The 18,102-nt window shown below is 63.6% G+C and carries 19 protein-coding genes; 13 read left to right on the top strand and 6 right to left on the bottom strand.

The features are described from left to right. The first annotated feature begins 305 nt into the window (after positions 1–305). From ACFWAD_RS12745 to ACFWAD_RS12710, 8 genes are all read left to right on the top strand, one after another. Complete coding sequence (locus ACFWAD_RS12745) at positions 306–917, top strand: DUF6676 family protein (RefSeq protein ID WP_378544261.1); 612 nt, start codon at positions 306–308, stop codon at positions 915–917. A 451-nt stretch (positions 918–1,368) separates the two neighbouring features. Then, a complete protein-coding gene (locus tag ACFWAD_RS12740) occupies positions 1,369–2,916 on the top strand; it encodes an NlpC/P60 family protein (RefSeq protein WP_378446120.1) in 1,548 nt (515 codons plus the stop codon). 152 nt (positions 2,917–3,068) lie between these two features. After that, positions 3,069–4,265 carry an AAA family ATPase gene (locus tag ACFWAD_RS12735; protein ID WP_378544259.1) on the top strand — a complete coding sequence of 399 codons (1,197 nt, stop codon included), beginning with the start codon at positions 3,069–3,071 and terminating at the stop codon, positions 4,263–4,265. Next, positions 4,262–5,254: a DUF58 domain-containing protein gene (locus ACFWAD_RS12730; protein ID WP_003944991.1), complete on the top strand. Its 993-nt coding sequence runs from the start codon at positions 4,262–4,264 to the stop codon at positions 5,252–5,254. Before ACFWAD_RS12735 ends, ACFWAD_RS12730 begins: the two co-directional genes overlap by 4 nt. Further along, positions 5,251–6,231 carry a VWA domain-containing protein gene (locus tag ACFWAD_RS12725; RefSeq protein WP_378544257.1) on the top strand — a complete coding sequence of 327 codons (981 nt, stop codon included), beginning with the start codon at positions 5,251–5,253 and terminating at the stop codon, positions 6,229–6,231. The genes ACFWAD_RS12730 and ACFWAD_RS12725 overlap by 4 nt, the downstream gene beginning before the upstream one ends. Positions 6,232–6,301: 70 nt before the next feature. After that, positions 6,302–7,051 carry a 3-oxoacyl-ACP reductase FabG1 gene (fabG1, locus tag ACFWAD_RS12720; RefSeq protein WP_378533077.1) on the top strand — a complete coding sequence of 250 codons (750 nt, stop codon included), beginning with the start codon at positions 6,302–6,304 and terminating at the stop codon, positions 7,049–7,051. Between the two features lie 57 nt (positions 7,052–7,108). Continuing rightward, a complete protein-coding gene (inhA, locus tag ACFWAD_RS12715; protein WP_003944803.1) occupies positions 7,109–7,906 on the top strand; it encodes an NADH-dependent enoyl-ACP reductase InhA in 798 nt (265 codons plus the stop codon). Between the two features lie 84 nt (positions 7,907–7,990). Next, positions 7,991–9,043 (top strand): ferrochelatase, encoded by a 1,053-nt coding sequence (locus ACFWAD_RS12710; RefSeq protein ID WP_378544615.1) that lies wholly within the window; start codon positions 7,991–7,993, stop codon positions 9,041–9,043. Between the two features lie 11 nt (positions 9,044–9,054). Here ACFWAD_RS12710 and ACFWAD_RS12705 read toward each other — a convergent pair whose 3' ends face one another. Continuing rightward, positions 9,055–9,663, bottom strand: a complete 609-nt coding sequence (locus ACFWAD_RS12705) for a transcriptional regulator (protein WP_378544254.1) — start codon at positions 9,661–9,663, stop codon at positions 9,055–9,057. Positions 9,664–9,769: 106 nt separating this feature from the next. Further along, a complete protein-coding gene (locus ACFWAD_RS12700) occupies positions 9,770–10,111 on the bottom strand; it encodes a metallopeptidase family protein (protein WP_003944783.1) in 342 nt (113 codons plus the stop codon). 77 nt (positions 10,112–10,188) lie between these two features. Between ACFWAD_RS12700 and ACFWAD_RS12695 the strand changes: the two genes are divergently transcribed. Both ACFWAD_RS12695 and ACFWAD_RS12690 read left to right on the top strand, forming a co-directional pair. Next, a complete protein-coding gene (locus tag ACFWAD_RS12695) occupies positions 10,189–10,680 on the top strand; it encodes a hypothetical protein (protein ID WP_378544251.1) in 492 nt (163 codons plus the stop codon). A gap of 154 nt (positions 10,681–10,834) precedes the next feature. After that, positions 10,835–12,628, top strand: a complete 1,794-nt coding sequence (locus ACFWAD_RS12690; RefSeq protein ID WP_378544248.1) for an enoyl-CoA hydratase-related protein — start codon at positions 10,835–10,837, stop codon at positions 12,626–12,628. Here the strand turns inward: ACFWAD_RS12690 and ACFWAD_RS12685 are convergent. Further along, the gene (locus ACFWAD_RS12685) at positions 12,618–13,409 is read right to left on the bottom strand and encodes a hypothetical protein (protein ID WP_378544245.1); all 792 of its coding nucleotides are present in this window, start codon (positions 13,407–13,409) and stop codon (positions 12,618–12,620) included. The two genes, ACFWAD_RS12690 and ACFWAD_RS12685, sit on opposite strands and share 11 nt — an antisense overlap. Positions 13,410–13,476: 67 nt before the next feature. Here ACFWAD_RS12685 and ACFWAD_RS12680 point away from each other — a divergent pair, with 67 nt between their 5' ends. The 3 genes from ACFWAD_RS12680 to ACFWAD_RS12670 are packed head-to-tail and all read left to right on the top strand — an operon-like array spanning position 13,477 to position 16,061. After that, the gene (locus tag ACFWAD_RS12680; protein ID WP_378544242.1) at positions 13,477–14,304 is read left to right on the top strand and encodes a DUF3097 domain-containing protein; all 828 of its coding nucleotides are present in this window, start codon (positions 13,477–13,479) and stop codon (positions 14,302–14,304) included. A gap of 42 nt (positions 14,305–14,346) precedes the next feature. Further along, positions 14,347–14,778, top strand: a complete 432-nt coding sequence (locus tag ACFWAD_RS12675; RefSeq protein ID WP_003944877.1) for an NfeD family protein — start codon at positions 14,347–14,349, stop codon at positions 14,776–14,778. Then, positions 14,778–16,061, top strand: a complete 1,284-nt coding sequence (locus ACFWAD_RS12670) for an SPFH domain-containing protein (RefSeq protein WP_378544239.1) — start codon at positions 14,778–14,780, stop codon at positions 16,059–16,061. The genes ACFWAD_RS12675 and ACFWAD_RS12670 overlap by 1 nt, the downstream gene beginning before the upstream one ends. Positions 16,062–16,110: 49 nt before the next feature. On the opposite strand, the gene ACFWAD_RS12665 is transcribed toward ACFWAD_RS12670, so the two are convergent. Genes ACFWAD_RS12665 through ACFWAD_RS12655 form a run of 3 tightly spaced genes read right to left on the bottom strand, consistent with a single transcriptional unit; the run spans position 16,111 to position 18,070 of the window. Beyond that, entirely contained in the window at positions 16,111–16,644 is a 534-nt protein-coding gene (locus ACFWAD_RS12665) for a hypothetical protein (protein ID WP_378544236.1), read from the bottom strand. Between the two features lie 54 nt (positions 16,645–16,698). Next, positions 16,699–17,295 (bottom strand): hypothetical protein, encoded by a 597-nt coding sequence (locus ACFWAD_RS12660; RefSeq protein WP_378544233.1) that lies wholly within the window; start codon positions 17,293–17,295, stop codon positions 16,699–16,701. 31 nt (positions 17,296–17,326) lie between these two features. Next, positions 17,327–18,070 carry a TVP38/TMEM64 family protein gene (locus ACFWAD_RS12655; protein WP_378544612.1) on the bottom strand — a complete coding sequence of 248 codons (744 nt, stop codon included), beginning with the start codon at positions 18,068–18,070 and terminating at the stop codon, positions 17,327–17,329. Between the last annotated feature and the right edge of the window lie 32 nt (positions 18,071–18,102).

Genomic DNA, 18,102 nt, shown 5'->3' with positions numbered 1-18,102 from the left:
TCCTGACCGGTGGTACCTCTCGGTCCAAGTCTAACAGTACGCTTGTCCTGTGAGAATTCAGGGCAAGTTGACCGAAACAATCTTCATGCAGACTGCGGGCCTGCGCAACGCAGGCTTGGCTGGGTGACCGCACCCACAGTTGCCACTCAGGCGGCACGCGCGGCGGTTGTGTGTGACGCCGGGTGGCAGTCGACCTGAAGTAGGCTGCATGCAGGCCCGTCGCGGGTCGGCCGCCGACAAACGACCTCGGACCAACTCCCCGCAACTCAGCGGTGGACGGAATCCGAACAGCACCCGGATGAGAGATGTCTGCTCCTACCAATCACGCTTTCGCGCCCGTGCACGTGAAGTCCCCGTCGCACACCTCTTTTCCGTCGCACACCGCTGTTCCGTCGGACGTCGATCTCGACGACGTATTCGCGGATCTCTCGACGGACGGCGTCTCCGCCCCCGAGTCCGATGTTGCCGGGCTGACCGCGGTGGTGACCGACGCTCGCGAACGTGGTGTCGACTTGAGCGTCGTCGTCGTCGTCGATGCGAATCCGGGCCGGCCGTCCGATCTTCGGGACCTGGCCACGACGGTCGGCAAGACCGAAGGCGGCACAGTTCTCGTTCTGAGCCCGGATTGGATGGGAAGCTACAGCGACTCGGTCAGCCGCGTCCAACTCGAAACTGCGCAGGACCGGTCATTCGGCGAGAGCGCGAGTGTGACCGCGGACCGTTTCTCGCACGAGATCGTGGCGCCTGGTCCGCCGTGGACGTTGTACACGGTTCTTGTCATCGCCGTCGTGGCGGTAATTGCCGGAATTACCTTCGCGGTCAAATGGCGGCGAGAGCCGGAAAATACGCAAACCAGACATATCGGTTCTGCTTCAGAGATTGCGAAATCTTCCGACCACCGGGCCGATTCCGTCTGACCTTGGTCCTTTTGCGAGATTTTCAGTAACTCGTCGAAAACAGGTACTCACCGCTGTTTGCGGTGAGTACCTGCCCTTTTTGGTGCCTGCATGCCATTCGACCAGCTCAAATACCGTTTGTGTTATTTGTGGCTAAAGTTTCCAAAGAACGCTTGAGTGTCGTACGGTACAACTGGCACTTTTTGGGGAAGAAGTGTCGCAGACAGGCTGATGTTGTTCGACGCGTACTTGTCGGTTGCCTTGTTCTCGAGGTTCCGGCGGTGGCGTTCTTACGGCACGTCCGGGTCAACCGTCAGCTCTCGGGCTGTGGGCGACCGGTGCTTGGTCTGCGCATTCCCTCCCCGCACGGATCGGCGACCCAGCGGGCCGTGGCGTTACACGCGAGGGAGAGTTATTTGTGAGGCAAGTAACACGTGGCGGCGAGTCCCGTCGTGGTCCTTCCCGTAAGTCGATGCGCCTGGCGCAACTGGTCATCGGATTCGGCGTCGTCGGATCCCTGATCGTCGGAACGCCGGCCATGTCCTCGGCCGTACCGCCGCCGCCACCGAATCCGAGTGACTCGGACATCGCCGCGGCAGATTCGCAGGTCTCGTCGAGCGTCGGCACCGTCAGCGCGCTCATCAATCAAGTCGCATCGGCCAACGAACAGTTGTCGGCACTTGACAACGAAGTTGCGATCAAGCGTGAAGACGTCAACAAGACTCTCGTGGATCTGCAGAACGCCCGCGGCGCCGCAGACTCCGCAGCGCAGGCCGTCGGAGTCACCAAACAAGCTCTGAAGGACGCGTCGGCGCAGATCGAAGTCGCTCAGACGGACTTCGACAAGTACGCACGCTCGAGCTACGTCAAGGGCACCAATACTGCATCGATCTCGTCGTTCCTCGACGCCAAGGGGCCGGGCGACGTTCTCGACCGTGCCCAGGTCCTCAAACTTCTCGCCAATACACAGAGCGCAGTGCTCGACGGTCTCCAGCGAGCACGTACCGAGCAGGCGAACAAGGACTCCGCGACCCGTCAGGCCAAGCAGCAGGCCGACGCCGCCGCCGAGGTCGCCGCCCAGCTGAAGGATCTGGCGGAGCAAGCGATTCAGATCGCGCGCAATGCCCTCGATCAGCAGGTAGCCAAGAAGGCGTCGATCGAAGCCGAGCGCAACTCCGCTCAGGCTCAGCTCGACGCCGCCCGCAATGCCGTCGCCGGCTTGCAGGGGCAACGCCAGGCGTACGCGACGTGGGACGAACAGCGCCGCGCCGAGGAAGCTCATCAGAAGGCTCTCGAAGCCGCTGCCAAGGAAGCCGCCGCTCAGGCCGCCGCCCGTGCCGCTGCCGACCAGGCAGCCAAGGACCGAGCTGCAGCACTGGCAGCAGCCCAGCGTCCGCACACCGCGGTCGAAGACCCGACTCCGACCGTCATCCCGGACGACGACGACACCTGGACGGACGAGGAAACCGGGACCGACGAAGAAACAGGCACGGACGAAGAGACCGGCACCGACGAGGAAACGGTCACCACGCCCAAGCCCACCACCCCCAAGCCGACGACGCCGAAACCCACCACGCCGAAGCCTTCCGTTACCGGAAGCGCTGCAATCGAATCCGTCATCGACCGCGGGATGTCTCAGCTAGGCGTGCAGTACGCCTGGGGCGGCGGCGACGAGAACGGTCCGACGCGAGGCATCCGTGACGGCGGCGTCGCTGACAGTTACGGCGACTTCAACAAAGTCGGGTTCGACTGCTCCGGCTTGATGATCTACGCCTTTGCCGGCATCGGGATCTCGCTGCCGCACTACACCGGCTATCAGTACACCGCGGGCACGCAGGTTCCGTCCTCGGAGATGAAGCGCGGCGACATGATCTTCTACGGCCCCAACGCCAGCCAGCACGTGGCGCTCTACCTCGGTAACGGGCAGATGCTCGAAGCACCACAATCCGGTTCGAGTGTCATGGTCTCCCCGGTTCGCTGGGGCGGAATGACGCCGTACGCCGTCCGACTGGTGTCCTGACGGTCAGAGGAAATTGTCGCTGACGACCGCATTGTCAGGAGAAGTATCAAGTTCCCGACGTGGTGTTACGGCATCGAGCGCAACTACCTGGAATAGTTGACGGGGAACACGTTACTGTCGGTACTTTTCTAGGTGAAAGCGATGGATTCTTGGTGACCTCACGTGAAGATTCGGTCGGAACGGTCGACGTAAGCAAGGCGGGCGGAAGTGCGGACGGAGCAGCACCTTCCCTGACAGCCGACGTTCAGACCTTGGAACGAGCGATCTACGAGGTCAAGCGAGTCATCGTCGGGCAGGACCGTCTTGTCGAGCGCATTCTCGTCGGTCTCCTGGCCAAGGGGCACGTCCTCCTCGAGGGAGTCCCCGGCGTCGCCAAGACGCTGGCCGTCGAGACTTTCGCGAAGGTCGTCGGTGGTTCCTTCTCCCGCGTGCAGTTCACCCCGGACCTGGTGCCCACCGACCTCATCGGTACGCGCATCTACCGTCAGGGCCGCGAGGAGTTCGATACCGAACTCGGCCCCGTCGTCGCCAACTTCGTGTTGGCCGACGAGATCAACCGTGCCCCGGCCAAGGTGCAGTCCGCGCTCCTCGAGGTGATGGCAGAACGCCACGTCTCGATCGGTGGCAAGCGGTACCACATGCCCGATCCGTTCCTGGTGATGGCGACGCAGAACCCCATCGAGAACGAGGGCGTCTATCCGCTCCCCGAAGCGCAGCGCGACCGCTTCCTGTTCAAGATCCTCGTCGATTACCCGACAGTGGAGGAAGAACGCGAAATCGTCTACCGGATGGGCGTGGCAGCTCCGGAGCCGCACCAGATTCTCGGTCCGGAGGAGTTGGTCAGGCTCCAACGCGTCGCCAGCAACGTCTTCGTCCACCACGCCCTGGTCGACTACGTGGTCCGAGTCATCGCCGCTACCCGCACGCCGCGTGAGGTCGGACTCGAGGACGTCGCAGGCTGGATCGCCTACGGTGCCTCACCCCGTGCGACGCTCGGCATCATCGCCGCGTCGCGGGCCCTCGCACTCGTCCGAGGCCGCGACTACGTCGTGCCGCAGGACGTCATCGAAGTGATCCCGGACGTGTTGCGTCACCGCCTCGTTCTCTCGTACGACGCCATGGCCGACGAGGTGACTCCCGACGCCGTCATCGCCCGGGTACTGCAGACCGTCGGACTGCCGCAGATCGCCGCGCGACCGGTCCCCACCGTTCCCGGACCGCCCCAACAGGGCGCACCGCAAGCACCGCAGTTCAACGCACAGGGCACCGTCAACCCACAGGGCACAGCTAATCCGCAGGGCAACGGCGCGCCGATCGCGACCGCTGAGACGATGAGTCGCCCGCAGTGACCGAAGGCCGCGACGGTGGCCAGGCGACACCCGCCGGATCCACCGGTTCTCCGCCGTCGTTCCGATCCGGCGAGCTCAGTGATCCCAAGCTCACCGCTGCGCTGCGCACCCTCGAGCTGACGGTTCGTCGCCGCCTCGACGGTGTGCTGCACGGCGACCACCTCGGTCTGATTCCCGGCCCGGGTTCGGAACCGGGGGACGCTCGCGAGTATCAGCCAGGCGACGACGTGCGGCAGATGGACTGGTCCGTCACCGCCCGTACGACGCATCCGCACGTGCGTCAGTCGGTCGCAGATCGTGAGCTCGAGACGTGGCTCGTCATCGACCTGTCCGCAAGTCTCGATTTCGGGACGGCCGGATGCGAGAAGCGCGACCTGGTCGTCGCCGCGGCTGCAGCGATCACCCACTTGACCAGTTCGGGAGGTAATCGCGTCGGCGCCATCATCTCGACGGGCGCACAGACAACACGAATTCCGGCCCGTGGTGGGCGAATTCACGCACAGGCGATGCTTCGTAAGATCGCGACGACCCCGCACGCTCCGGACGGGGTACGAGGCGATCTGGTCGGGGCGATCGAAGCGCTCAGACGCCCACAGCGTCGACGCGGACTCGCGGTGGTCATCAGTGACTTCCTCGGGCCGATCGACTGGGAACGCTCGCTGCGCGCCATTTCGGGACGGCATGACGTGCTCGGCGTCGAAGTGGTCGATCCGCGTGACCTCGAACTGCCCGACGTCGGCGACGTGGTGCTCCACGATCCGGAGTCCGGTCGGACGAGAGAATTCACCACGACGCCGCAACTGCGAGCAGACTTCGCCAGAGTCGCCGCTGAGCACCGCGTCGAGGTCCGGCAAGCTCTACGTCGTTGCGGCGCACCACTGATGTCTCTGCACACCGACAGGGACTGGATCGCCGACGTCGTGAGATTCATCTCGGCACGCCGCCACAGTTATGGTGCCGGCGCCGGAACTGGGGGCGTTCGTTCGTGAGTCTTTCTCAATTCACCGCACCGTGGTGGCTGCTGTTCCTCGCTGTCATCGCCGCGTTGGTGGTCGGTTACGTTTTTGTCCAGAAGCAGCGTGAAAAGCACACACTTCGGTTCACGAACTTCGCGCTACTGGAGAAGGTCGCGCCTTCGCGGCCGGGGCGGTGGCGTCATATTCCGGCGATTCTGATGGTCGTCGCGTTGGTGTTCTTCACCGTTGCCCTCGCCGGTCCGACGGCAGACAAGAAGGTCCCGCGAAACCGCGCCACCGTGATCCTCGTGATCGACGTGTCGCTGTCGATGCAGGCCACCGATGTCGAGCCGACGCGATTGGCAGCAGCGCAGGAAGCAGCCAAGTCGTTTGCCGACGGTCTCACTCCTGGAATCAACCTCGGGTTGGTCGCGTTTGCCGGAACCGCCTCGGTTCTGGTGTCGCCCACCACGAATCGTGACGCGACGAAGGTCGCCATCGACAACCTGAAGCTAAGTGAGCGGACGGCGACGGGCGAGGCGATCTTCACCTCCTTGCAGTCGATCGACACGCTGTCGGCGGTTCTCGGCGGAAGCGATCAGGCGCCCCCGGCGCGCATCGTGTTGCTGTCCGACGGTAAGCAGACCGTTCCCGAGAACCCGGACGATCCGCGGGGCGGATTCACCGCTGCCCGTCAGGCCAAGGACAAAGGCGTTCCGATCTCGACCATTTCCTTCGGAACGACATACGGACGCGTCGAGATCGAAGGGGACCGAATCCCCGTCCCGGTCGACGATGCGTCGTTGAAAGAGATCGCCAACCTGTCCGGGGGAAGTTTTTTCACGGCATCGAGCCTGGAAGAACTGCGCCAGGTGTACGACACGCTCGAAGAGCAGATCGGTTTCGAGACGACTCGAGGCGACGCGAGTCGACCATGGTTGATCCTCGGCGTCGTGTTCGCGACCGCAGGTCTGACGATCGCCCTGGTACGCAGGCAGCGTCTGCCTTGATCGAGAGCAGTTCCGAATTGTCCAAATACCGCTGGTACGCGGCCCGCAGAGAATTGATAGGTTGATCGCCATGTCTATCCCTCCCACGCCAGTGGTTTCCGAACGGACCGTCACCACACCGCGCTCGGTGCTCGTCACCGGCGGCAACCGCGGAATCGGCTTGGCCGTCGCTCAGCGACTCGCTGCAGACGGTCACAAGGTAGCCGTCACGCATCGCGGTTCCGGTGTCCCTGAAGGTTTGTTCGGCGTTGTCTGCGACGTCACCGACACCGAGTCGATCGACCGGGCGTTCAAAGAGGTCGAGGCACACCAGGGCCCGGTCGAGGTCATCGTCGCCAACGCCGGCGTCACCGACGACACACTGATCATGCGGATGAGCGAAGAGCAGTTCACGAGCGTCGTCGACGCGAATCTGACCGGAACCTTCCGCCTCTCCAAGCGTGCGACCCGTTCGATGCTGCGCGCGCGTTTCGGACGGTTCATCTTCCTCGGTTCGGTGGTGGGTCTGGCAGGACAGGCCGGCCAGGTCAACTACGCCGCGTCCAAGGCAGGCATCGTCGGTATCGCTCGTTCCCTGACCAGGGAACTCGGCTCGCGCTCGATCACCGCCAACGTGGTCGCTCCCGGATTCATCGAGACAGACATGACGGCCGCCTTGGGCGACGACGTCAAGGACAAGGCCACCGAGTTCATCCCGTTGCAGCGGACCGGAAAGCCGGAAGATGTTGCAGCAGTTGTCAGTTTCCTCGCCTCGGACGATTCGGCATATGTCTCGGGTGCGGTCATCCCCGTCGACGGCGGACTCGGCATGGGGCACTGACCCGCTTTTTCGAACACGCACACCTTTCTCGTACGTCTGAAATCAGGAGGACATCTCATGGGCGGTTTGCTCGAGGGTAAGACCATTCTTGTCACCGGCATCATCACCGATTCGTCGATCGCGTTCCACGTGGCCAAGGTCGCGCAGGAGCAGGGCGCGAAGGTTCTCATCACCGGGTTCGATCGTCTGCGCCTCATCGACCGCATCGCACAGCGCCTGCCGCAGCCCGTGCCGCCGGCAATCTCGCTCAACGTCCAGAGTTCCGAGGATCTCGCCTCCCTCGCCGAGCGTGTTCGCGAGCTGGCTCCCGAGGGTATCGACGGCGTCGTCCACTCGATCGGCTTTGCCCCCCGTTCCTGCCTGGGAAGCCCGTTCATGGACGCGCCGTGGGAGGACGTGGCTGTCGCACTCGAGGTGTCCGCATACTCGTACAGCGCGCTGGCCAAGGCGTTGCTGCCGGTGCTCAACGACAACGCGTCCATCGTCGGTATGGACTTCGATCCGGCACGCGCGATGCCGTTCTACAACTGGATGGGCGTCTCCAAGGCGACGCTCGAGGCCGTGAACCGCTATGTGGCCAAAGAGGTCGGCGTTCGTGGCATCCGCTCGAACCTGGTGTCCTCCGGTCCGATCAAGACCCTGGCCGCCAAGGCCATTGCCGGTGACAGCACCGGTCCGGGCGCGGAGTTGGACAAGCTCAACACCGCGTGGGACGGCGCTGCGCCCATCGGCTGGGACGTCGACGATCGCGAGCCCGTGGCCAAGACCGTCTGCACCGTCCTCTCGGATTGGTTGCCCGGCACGACCGCGTCGATCATCTACGTCGACGGCGGCTTCCACGCGATGGTCGGCTAGTAGCACTAGTTCTACTACGCAGGTGAGTACCCGGATGATCCCCGCCGAACGGCATCGCGCAAGATTGAACTCATGACCGCAAGTATGGACGTGCAGTTCGATGCTCTTCTCGTTTTGTCGTTCGGCGGTCCCGAAAAACCCGAAGACGTACGACCCTTTCTCGAAAACGTCACGCGCGGTAGGGGAGTGCCGGCGGAGCGCCTCGACGCCGTCGTCGAGCACTACATGCATTTCGGTGGGGTTTCACCTATCAACGCGCTCAATCGGGACCTGATCGACCGGGTCGAGGGTGAACTGGCAGCAGCCGGCCTGGACTTGCCCGTGTACTTCGGCAACCGCAACTGGCACCCGATGGTCGAAGACACCGTTGCCAAGATGCGCGAGGACGGTGTCCGCAACGCCGCCGTGTTCGCCACGTCGGCGTGGGGCGGTTACTCCGGGTGTCGGCAGTACCACGAGGACATCGCCCGTGCCCGTGAGGCGGTCGGTGACGGCGCGCCGACGCTGACCAAACTTCGCCAGTACTACGACCATCCGCTGGTCGTCGGCGCATTCGCCGACGGGGTCCGAGCTGCCCGCGCCGAGTTGCCCGAAGCGACTCGCGATACCGCGCGCCTGGTGTTCACAGCGCATTCGGTACCGATTGCCGCAGACCGCAATGCGGGTCCGCCGACGGAGGGTGGAAACCTCTACAGCCGACAGGTCGCCGAGGCCGCGAAGCTTGTTGCCGACGCCGTCGGCGTCGAAGATTTTGATCTGGTGTGGCAGTCGCGATCAGGCCCGCCGCAGGTTCCGTGGCTGGACCCTGACATTTGCGATCATCTGGATACGTTGTCCGCCAAGGACGTTCGTGCCGTGATCGTGTGCCCCGTCGGCTTTGTCTCCGATCACCTCGAAGTGGTGTGGGATCTGGATACCGAGGCCAAGGACAAGGCAGCCGAACTCGGGATGGATTTCGTTCGTGCAGCGACACCCGGCCGCGATCAGCGTTTTGCGCAGCTGGTGCCCACGCTCGTTCAGGAACTGGCCGAGGCCGAGCAGCCACTGCGACTGGGGGTCGAGCCGCTGCTCGGCTCGACCACCAACGGACTCTCGTGTGCAGTGAACTGCTGCGCGGCCGTTCAGCGCCCCCGCTGACGCCCCGACGCTCAGGTGCTCGGCTGCTTGAGCTTTCCGCAGGGCCCCGGAACGGTGGACGTGCTGCGCGAGGTGAGGAGCGTCTCGACGATCTGTCGCTCTTGCGGGCTCAGTGACGGGTCGATGTAGTTGAGTTCGGGCGCGCCCAGTTCGCGGACTCGCCCGGCGAGGGTCGCGACAAACGAGACCCGTTCCTCGTCATCGTCGTTGACGTCGTGGATCTGCAGAACCGACACCGGGAACTTGCGCAGCGTCACGGGCAGGAAGCGGGCGCTCAACACGTGGTCGACATTGAAGCCGGCCCACTGTCCCTGGTTGGCTTCCACGCATTCGGCATCGGAGTGAATTGCGCTCTCGCCGATGTACTTACGGGCGGGCAGCATCTTCTTCGGTGCAAGTTCGGATGCGCCTTGCTGAAGGACGGGAAAGTCGCCGTCCGAGTACAACCACGGTTGGTTGGCCATCGAGATCAACCGGCCGGCGTCCAGATCCGGGAGGTAGCGAGACTTGAGGAGAAACGCGACGCTGTCGACCGAGATACCCAACAGTTCGGCAGCCTTTTGTCGGCTCATCGCAAACGTCGGGGCATTCTTCGGGGCGATCTGGATCAAATTGACCATGCGAACTCCTGTGAGTGTTCAATTGTTGCGGGCTTGGTACAGCTGACATGACAATTCGCCGATTATCAACCTCTAGCTGATTTCCGACTTGTAGATGAGTCGGTTGTCACCATCCGAGTTCGCGCAACCGGGGATCCCCGATCCCGAAGTGGTGGCCGATCTCGTGGATCACGGTTCGGCGAACCTGCTCGATCACTTCGTCTTCGGTGCTGCAGATCGCACAGATGGCCCTGCGGTAGATCGTGATGCGGTCGGGGAGTACGCCCGCGTACGTGGTGGTTCTCTTGGTCAGCGGGATACCTTGATACAGCCCGAGTAGCCCTGGTCGTCCCCCTTCGAGTTGAACGGTCACCGCGACATTGGCCATCTCCGCTCCCAATTTGGGCGGCAGACTGTCGAGCGCCCGTTTGACCATGTCCTCGAACTGACTGTCGTCCACGTCGATCATCTGCCCATTGTGCGTGCGAGGGTGGGATCCGGGTGTGTCCATGTGGAAACAGTGCAGCTTACGGCTATGTTCATTGCGTGGCCGAAGACCTCTATCACCGTTACGAATTCACATTCATCGTTCAGATGCTGACAGTCTCGCAAGAGCAGGCGATCGAAGAGAGCTTGGGCGGAAGGGTCGAGGATCGACGTGGGTTGCAGTTGCTGACGCTCACCGCGGAGGGCATGCGCGCAGCGACGACGGCTATCACCGTGGTGGACCAGTTGGTAGCCGCGGGCGTGCGCCCACAGCGGACACATCCTGACCTGGTGTCACGCCAGGACATTGCCGACCGCGCGGGCGTGACCCGGCAAGCCGTCGGACAGTGGGTGCGAGGGGTCCGGCAGGCCGCTACTCCGTTCCCGATTCCGTACAACTCGGTGGCCGGTGGCATCTGGTTCTGGGGCGATGTCCTGGATTGGTTGCGCCGTCAGGGGTACAGCCAGGACACCGGTCTGCGCTACCCGACGCTGGACGAACATATTCGAATCGACCGCCACATCGCGATCAACCACAAGCCCGGACGTTGACCAGACAAACTGTTTGCTTGAAAATAGCTATTGAAACAAACCGACGGTAGGTATAAAGTCCCTAAATACCTCAATCAATCTATCGGTGCGTCGGCCCGGCTCTGGGGGGAGCCGGGTCTGCGCTGCGGATACTCGAGCATGCGAGCAGGAATCCATGGTTTCAACCCCCGAAGTCACACCGCTGCCCACATCCGCTGCCCTCGCGACTTCTGTGGCCACTGCGGGTGTGGGAGCTACGGTGAAGCTACGCGAAGGTGGATCGGCCAAAGGGCGCTTGCGGGCGGCCACCGCGGCGCTGTTCCGGCGCTCGCGCCCACACGTCGCTTCCGCGCCGCCGTTGAGCGTGCTTCTCCTCGTCACCTCCGACAACGGTCTTTCCCAGCGGGCCGCCCTGGTTCTTCGGGAGGCCGGACACCAGGTCCGCACCTCCGTCGTCGCCGACGCAGAAGCGGCGCTGGCCGCAACGGCGGCGGGGGATTTCGATATCGTCATCTGCCCATTCCTGAAAGCCTATGTACCGGAATCTATTTGGCAGCGGTGGACGACGATCATCATTCACCCCGGCCCGCCCGGAGATCGCGGACCGTCGTCGCTGGACTGGGCAATTGCAGACGACGAACCGATCTGGGGAGTCACCGCATTGCAGGCCGCCGAGGAACTCGATGCAGGAGCGGTGTGGGCGTGGCGGACCTTCGAAATCCCGAGCGGGGCAACCAAATCCTCGGTGTACAACGGGGCAGTCACCGACGCGGCGATGGAGTGCATAGCGGAGGTCGTCGAGCATTTCCGTACTCCTGATTTCCAGCCGATCCCGTCCGAGCGCGTTGCCAGACCCGTGGCATCGGCCCGATCGAGGCCGAGCATGAAACAGTCCGATCGCGTGTTCAGTTGGGCGGAGGACGCATCGAGCATCGTCCGCGCCGTCAACGCCGCCGACGGGTTTCCCGGCGTCGCCGTTCAACTCGGGCTCGACCGTGTCTACGTCTACGACGCTTTCCTCGACGCCCACGTCGATGCGGCACCTGGCACCATCGTCGAGTACTTCCACCAGGCAATACGTGTTGCTACCGGTGCCGGTTCGGTGTGGATTGGGCATGCGCGGCTCGTCGGCGCGGGCAATGTCAAACTTCCGTCGACCGCTGTCGTGCGGCCGGACGTGTTCGTTCCACAGGTCTGGGAGAGCCGCTATCCTGAGACCGACTATCACCGGGACGGTGATATCGGATATCTCTCGTTCCGCTTCTACAACGGCGCGATGAGTACGAAGCAATGCGCACGCCTGGTGGCCAGGCTGCGCTGGGCGATCGCGCAGGACACCAAGATCCTTGTCCTGACGGGCGACTACGACAGATTCAGCAACGGTATCCACCTCAACGTCATCGAGGCTGCGTCGGATCAAGCCGGAGAAGCGTGGGCCAATATCAAGGCCATCAACGAGATCGCGAAAGCGATAGTCACCTGTACGGAGCAGGTGGTGGTGGCGGCTTTCACCGGCAACGCCGGTGCCGGTGGGGTCATGCTCCCGCTCGGGGCCGACGTAGTCGTGGCCAGGGACGGTGTGGTTCTCAATCCTCACTACGCCACGATGGGCCTGTTCGGCTCGGAACTGCACACGTACACACTTCCGGCCCGCGTGGGCGAGGAGCAGGCACGCAGCCTGCTGACCGAATGCAGTCCTATCGGTATTCGTCGCGCATTGGACATCGGACTGGTCGACGCGATCGGCCCCAGGCGGCCGGATCTGTTCGAGGCGTGGCTGGACAAGGTCGCCGTCGACTTACTCGAAGGAGATCGCCTGGAATCGATGCTGGAGCGCAAACGTCTTCGGCTGGAACGCGATCCGGTGCAGCCCTACGAGGAACGTGAACTCGAAGAGATGAAGATCGACATGTTCGGTGACCGCAACGGGTTCGCCGAGAAACGCCGGAACTTCGTGCTCAAGCTCTGATCGACACACTGTTGGCCGACGCAACACGGGCGATGCGGACGACGTCCCACAGTCGTCGCAGCAGGTCTTCACGCGTCTGCGCGGTGGACACGCTCGGTGCCTGGTTGGTCCCGGCCGACGCGGCGACGGCAAGAATCGCTGCCACGTTGTCGGCGGTGTCGATCACCTGCAGATGCCGCGGTGACAGCGTCGACGGCCAGCGATACCCGGCCTGCGCCTGCAGTGCTTCGGCGACCAGGGTGCGCGCGTCGCTACCGGGCATACCCGTGGCAACAGTCGGAAGCCCACCGAGGATCTCCGCTGCATCCCGAACAGCTTGACGCAGTTCGTATTCGGCTTCACGGAGCCCGACCGTTTCGGCGCTGCCCGCCACAGTCGGGATGGAGAAGACCGTCCACCGCAAGACGTCCGGGCCTTCCTTCGACGGCACGAGGCCGACTCCAGGTTTGCCGACGGCGCCGATTTGTATCCCCTCACCCGCTGTGATCGCAGCGCGAGCGAACTCGGTTCCGGTAGGCAGGCCTCGCACGTCGCCGGCCGTGGGAAGGACCAGGCGGACTTCGGCAGCCTCCGAGCGCGCGATTCTCAGCAGCGTGGAGATACCGGATGCCGTGAGACCCGGCCACTCGAGATCGTGGCGGACTGCGGTTTCCGCATCGGCGGCCCCGATCAGGTGCATCGGTGCCCACGCGGCAAGGGCGTCGATGACGTCGTCCGGCGCAGCGTCGCCGGCGAGCCATGACGCTGCCCACACGGTGAGGGTTGCGCTGGGAGAACTCATGACCGTGAAGTTTAGTTCGGCGTGGCGAGATGCGCGGCCCCGGCGTTGTGACCTAGCGTGATCCGGCGTGAGCGGTGGCAACGGATACGGTGACATTTTTGCGGGTCATACCCGTAAACAGAAGCGCGTGACGCCCGAAGTGGCGGCCGAACGTGATCTAGTCGTCGAGGATGCGGCGACGGGATTCTGCGGGGCGGTAGTCGGTTTCGAGCGCACGTACGACGGCGATTTCGTGCGCCTCGAGGACGGGCGTTCCCGGACGCGGTTGTTCGCGATGCGCGAGGCGGCTTTTCTCGTCGACGGCTCACCGGTCACCCTCGTCCGGCCTGCGCACAAGGCCGCGTCCACCAAGCCCGCACGGTCGGCTTCGGGTTCGACGCGAGTCGAAGGCTTGCGTGCCCGCACGGCACTGCCCAGCCGGATCTGGGTGGAGGGCGTGCACGACGCCGCCCTCGTCGAGCGGGTATGGGGTCACGACCTTCGCGTCGAAGGTGTTGTCGTCGAACATCTCGAAGGACTCGACAATCTGGGGGAGCGTCTTGCCGAATTCGGTCCAGGCCCAGGCCGCCGCGTCGGGGTCCTGGTCGACCACCTGGTCACCGGTTCCAAGGAAACCCAACTGACTCAGGGCCTCGGCCCCAACGTGCTGGTGACCGGTCACCCGTACATCGACGTCTGGGAGGCAGTGCGCCCCACATCCGTCGGTATCGCAGCCTGGCCGAAGATCCCGCGCGGCGAGGATTGGAAGACGGGAATCTGCCGCGAACTCGGTTGGGGGACCCCTCAGGAGGGCTGGCGGCGGGTCTACAACTCGGTGGAGAGCTTCCGCGATCTGGAAGCTCCGTTGATCGGCGCCGTCGAACAACTTGTCGATTTCGTTACCGAGCCGAACTGACGTAGCGGCGGCCTGGGTCACACATTCTGGTTAGATGGTGTTGTGGCTGCACTAATTTGGCTGATCGGAGCACTTGTGCTCGCCGGGGCCGAGGCGTTGGTGGGGGATTTCTTCCTGCTGATGCTCGCCGGTGGGGCACTCGCTACTGCCGGTGTCAGTGCTGTCACCGACTTCCCGGTGTGGGTCGACGCCGTCATGTTCGGAGTTTTCTCCGCCGCTCTGGTCCTGGGCGTGCGACCGATCATGTTGCGTCGCTTCGGTAGTCCGCCGCCGACCCCGACCGGAATTCAAGCACTCGAAGGTAAGCACGCTCTGGTTCTGGAAGAAGTAGGCGAGCATTCCGGACAGGTCAAGTTGGACGGCGAGGTGTGGACTGCCAGGCCGTACGACACCACCGAGGTGTACCCGCCGGGCACCAAGGTGACGGTGATGGAAATCAACGGCGCAACAGCAGTCGTCTGGAGGGGACCTTAATGGCAGCACTCATAGTGCTCGGTGTGTTGGTGCTATTCGTGATCTTGGTGGTCGCGAAGTCGGTGGCACTGGTACCGCAGGCAGAAGCCGCGGTCATCGAACGGCTCGGCAGATATTCGAAGACGGTGTCCGGTCAGCTCACGTTCTTGATCCCGTTCGCCGATCGCGTGCGCGCCAAGGTGGATCTTCGCGAGCGCGTCGTCTCCTTCCCCCCGCAACCGGTGATCACCCAGGACAACCTGACACTGTCCATCGACACCGTGGTGTACTTCCAGGTCACCAATCCCCAAGCTGCGGTGTACGAGATCAGCAACTACATCGCTGCCGTCGAGCAGTTGGCCACCACGACGCTGCGAAACGTCGTCGGCGGAATGACCCTCGAAGAGACGCTGACCTCGCGTGATTCCATCAACGGTCAGCTTCGCGGTGTCCTCGACGAGGCAACCGGTCGCTGGGGCCTGCGAGTGGCCCGCGTCGAGCTCAAGAGCATCGATCCGCCGCCCTCGATCCAGGAGTCGATGGAGAAGCAGATGAAGGCGGACCGTGAAAAGCGCGCCATGATTCTGACGGCTGAAGGCCACCGTGAGTCCGCCATCAAGACCGCCGAGGGTGCGAAGCAGAGTCAGATTCTTTCTGCCGAGGGCAACAAGCAGGCGTCGATCCTGAACGCCGAGGGCGAGCGTCAGTCTCAGATCCTTCGCGCTCAAGGTGACCGCGCGGCCAAGTACTTGCAGGCACAAGGCGAGGCCAAGGCCATCGAGAAGGTCTTCGCCGCCATCAAGTCCGGTAAGCCGACTCCGGAATTGCTTGCATACCAGTACCTTCAGACGTTGCCGCAGATGGCGCAGGGCGATGCAAACAAGGTCTGGCTCGTACCCAGCGACTTCGGTGATGCACTGAAGGGATTTGCGAAAACGCTTGGCGCGCAGGGGCAGGACGGTGTTTTCCGTTACGAGCCGCCGGCCGCCGAAGAGAATCTTCCCAACCCCGAGGACGATTCAGCTGAGGTGGCAGAGTGGTTCGAGACAAAATCCGACCCTGCCATCGCAGAAGCGGTGCGCGCCGCTGAAGTTGCTGCGCGCACACCCGTCGAAGATCCGGCAGCTGCAGTCAGGCACCGCCGTGAAAGTGCGCCCGAGCAGCCTGGATTCGTAGATCCCGCGCTGCCGCAGCAGGGTGAAAACCCGTGGCCAGGTCAGCTACCGCTGCCGTCCGAGCGTGAAGAATTCCAGCAGAAGTACCCGTACCAGGGTCAGCCGCCGGAAGGCGGCCAGCGCCAGTAGGCACCTCTCGTAGTAGTAACTCGTAGTAGTCGGGACGGGCACTCATCACCTATGTGATGAGTGCCCGTCCCGTTCCACATACAGCGATGGCCCAGAGGACGCTGACGAAGGTTCCCATGATGAACTGCTCGGACGCGTGCGGTTCGCGAAGTTCCGGGTACCGTGCGAGTCCCTTGACTGCCAAGACGATCGCGATGCCTTCCGGCCAGGTCGCGAGAATCGACGCCGCCACCGCGAGCCGCTCGAGTATCCCGATCACACGTCCGCCGCGAAGAGGTCCGGCATCCGGTGCCGGGCTTCCGTCTGGTTGGCGGCGGGCGATCTTGAAGGTGGCGAGCACCATCGGTGCGCCGGCCGTGGCGGCGGCAAGTACGCACAGGACAAGCGTCGCCCCGAGTGCAAATCCGGTGACCGGGCTCGTTCGGGTCGATGCCAGCGCGGCAACACCGAGCGCTGGTAGAGCCACCACGGACGACGCCCATTCGGGGACTTCGAGTCGACCACGACTGAGCGGTCCCAGCGCCGCTGCAACAGCTGGTGCGGCGGCTGCGACGGCGAGTGCGATCAACGCCAGAACGACCATGTATCCGAGCCCCCTGCTGTTTCGACGAGTTGTACCGGTGCGAGCGTGAGCAGTCTAGGGCTGGAGTCTGACCAAAAGTCGTTCTGCGAGGCGGCGCCCGGCGAGTTCTGCGTGCCATCCGGCGGTCAGGAGTCTCTTCGACATGGCCTGCTTGGTGATTCCGAGCTGGGTGGCCGCGCTGACCTGTGTGAGTCCGCTGTCCATCAGAGCGATGGCTTCGCGCCCGTCGTTCGTCTGTCTCGTGACAATTGTGCCGAGCAAGGTGAACGCGGCATCGACGTCGGCGGCAAGTTCGTCGCGTGATCTGTCGGCCGGCGCCTGTTCGACGGCTATTCTGGCCGGGGCTCGCTTGGCTCGCTCGACGGCGATCCGGGCAGCTTCGAACGCCGGTCCGCGTCCGGCTCGGGTCTGCCGTGGGAGAGGCTGCTCGACTGGGCCGATCCCGATCCCGACACTCCAGTGCTCGCGCCGAATCAGCTCCAGTGCGACGAGGACGAGCAGCGCCGGATTGTCGGTCACCGCTTGAATCTCGTCGCCTGCAGTGCGCTCGAACGGCCGCAGGAACCTGAGATCGGCCATGTCGTCGATGATGTCCCCGACGCGATCGACATCCCGTCGGCTACCTCGCTGATCCACTGTCAGTACGAACATTAGTCAATGCTAAATAGTTGACTTTCATTAGTCAATCGTTTTGGGTTGACTTCATTAAATCAATCTCTTGGGGTTGACCAACGTCGTGGGGTTGACCAGTGTCGTCGGGTTGACCATTGTCGGCGGTAGTTTCGCCCAGCGGGGGCTGGCGGCGAGCGTCGAACACCAGACCGGCGATGCCGATTGCGATGCAGACCCCCGACAGGATCAGGAGACGAGGATCGGCTTCGCCGGAGAGAGCATCACCCAGAACGACGATCCCCACGGTGCCGGGCAAAATGCCGACAACGGTGGCAAGGACGTAAGGCACGATCCGGATCGACGAAATGCCGCAGCAGTAGTTCACCACCGAGAAGGGGACGAACGCGATCAAGCGCAGAGAGCCGACGGCCAGCCAGCCCCGCTTCTCGATCCGCTCGTCCACCCGCCGGATCGTCGGACTCGAAATCCGTTGCCAGACGACGTCGCGGCCGATGGCGCGCACCAGGTAGAGGGCCAGAACAGCGCTCACCGTCGTCGCCGCCACGGTCAGGGCGATGCCGGTCACCGAACCGAAGAGAACGCCCGCGCTGAGGGTGAAGACGGTGCGCGGGAACGGCGCGACGGTGACTATCGAGTGAACCAGGAAGAACACGAGGGGAAACGCCGGGCCAACCGAGTCCGCCCACTCGCGCACCTGAGACACCGTGGGATGTGGAGCGAGGAGGGCTGCGAGGAACAAAGCGAGCACTACCAGGACTATTGCGATCAATCTTCGGTCCAGCAGGCGTCCCATCACAGGTCACAAGGCTACCTGTGAACGGTGAA

The organism is Rhodococcus sp. NPDC059969 (genome assembly GCF_042738325.1).
Lineage (GTDB): Bacteria > Actinomycetota > Actinomycetes > Mycobacteriales > Mycobacteriaceae > Rhodococcus_F.
This window is presented reverse-complemented; position numbering and strand designations above follow the sequence as displayed.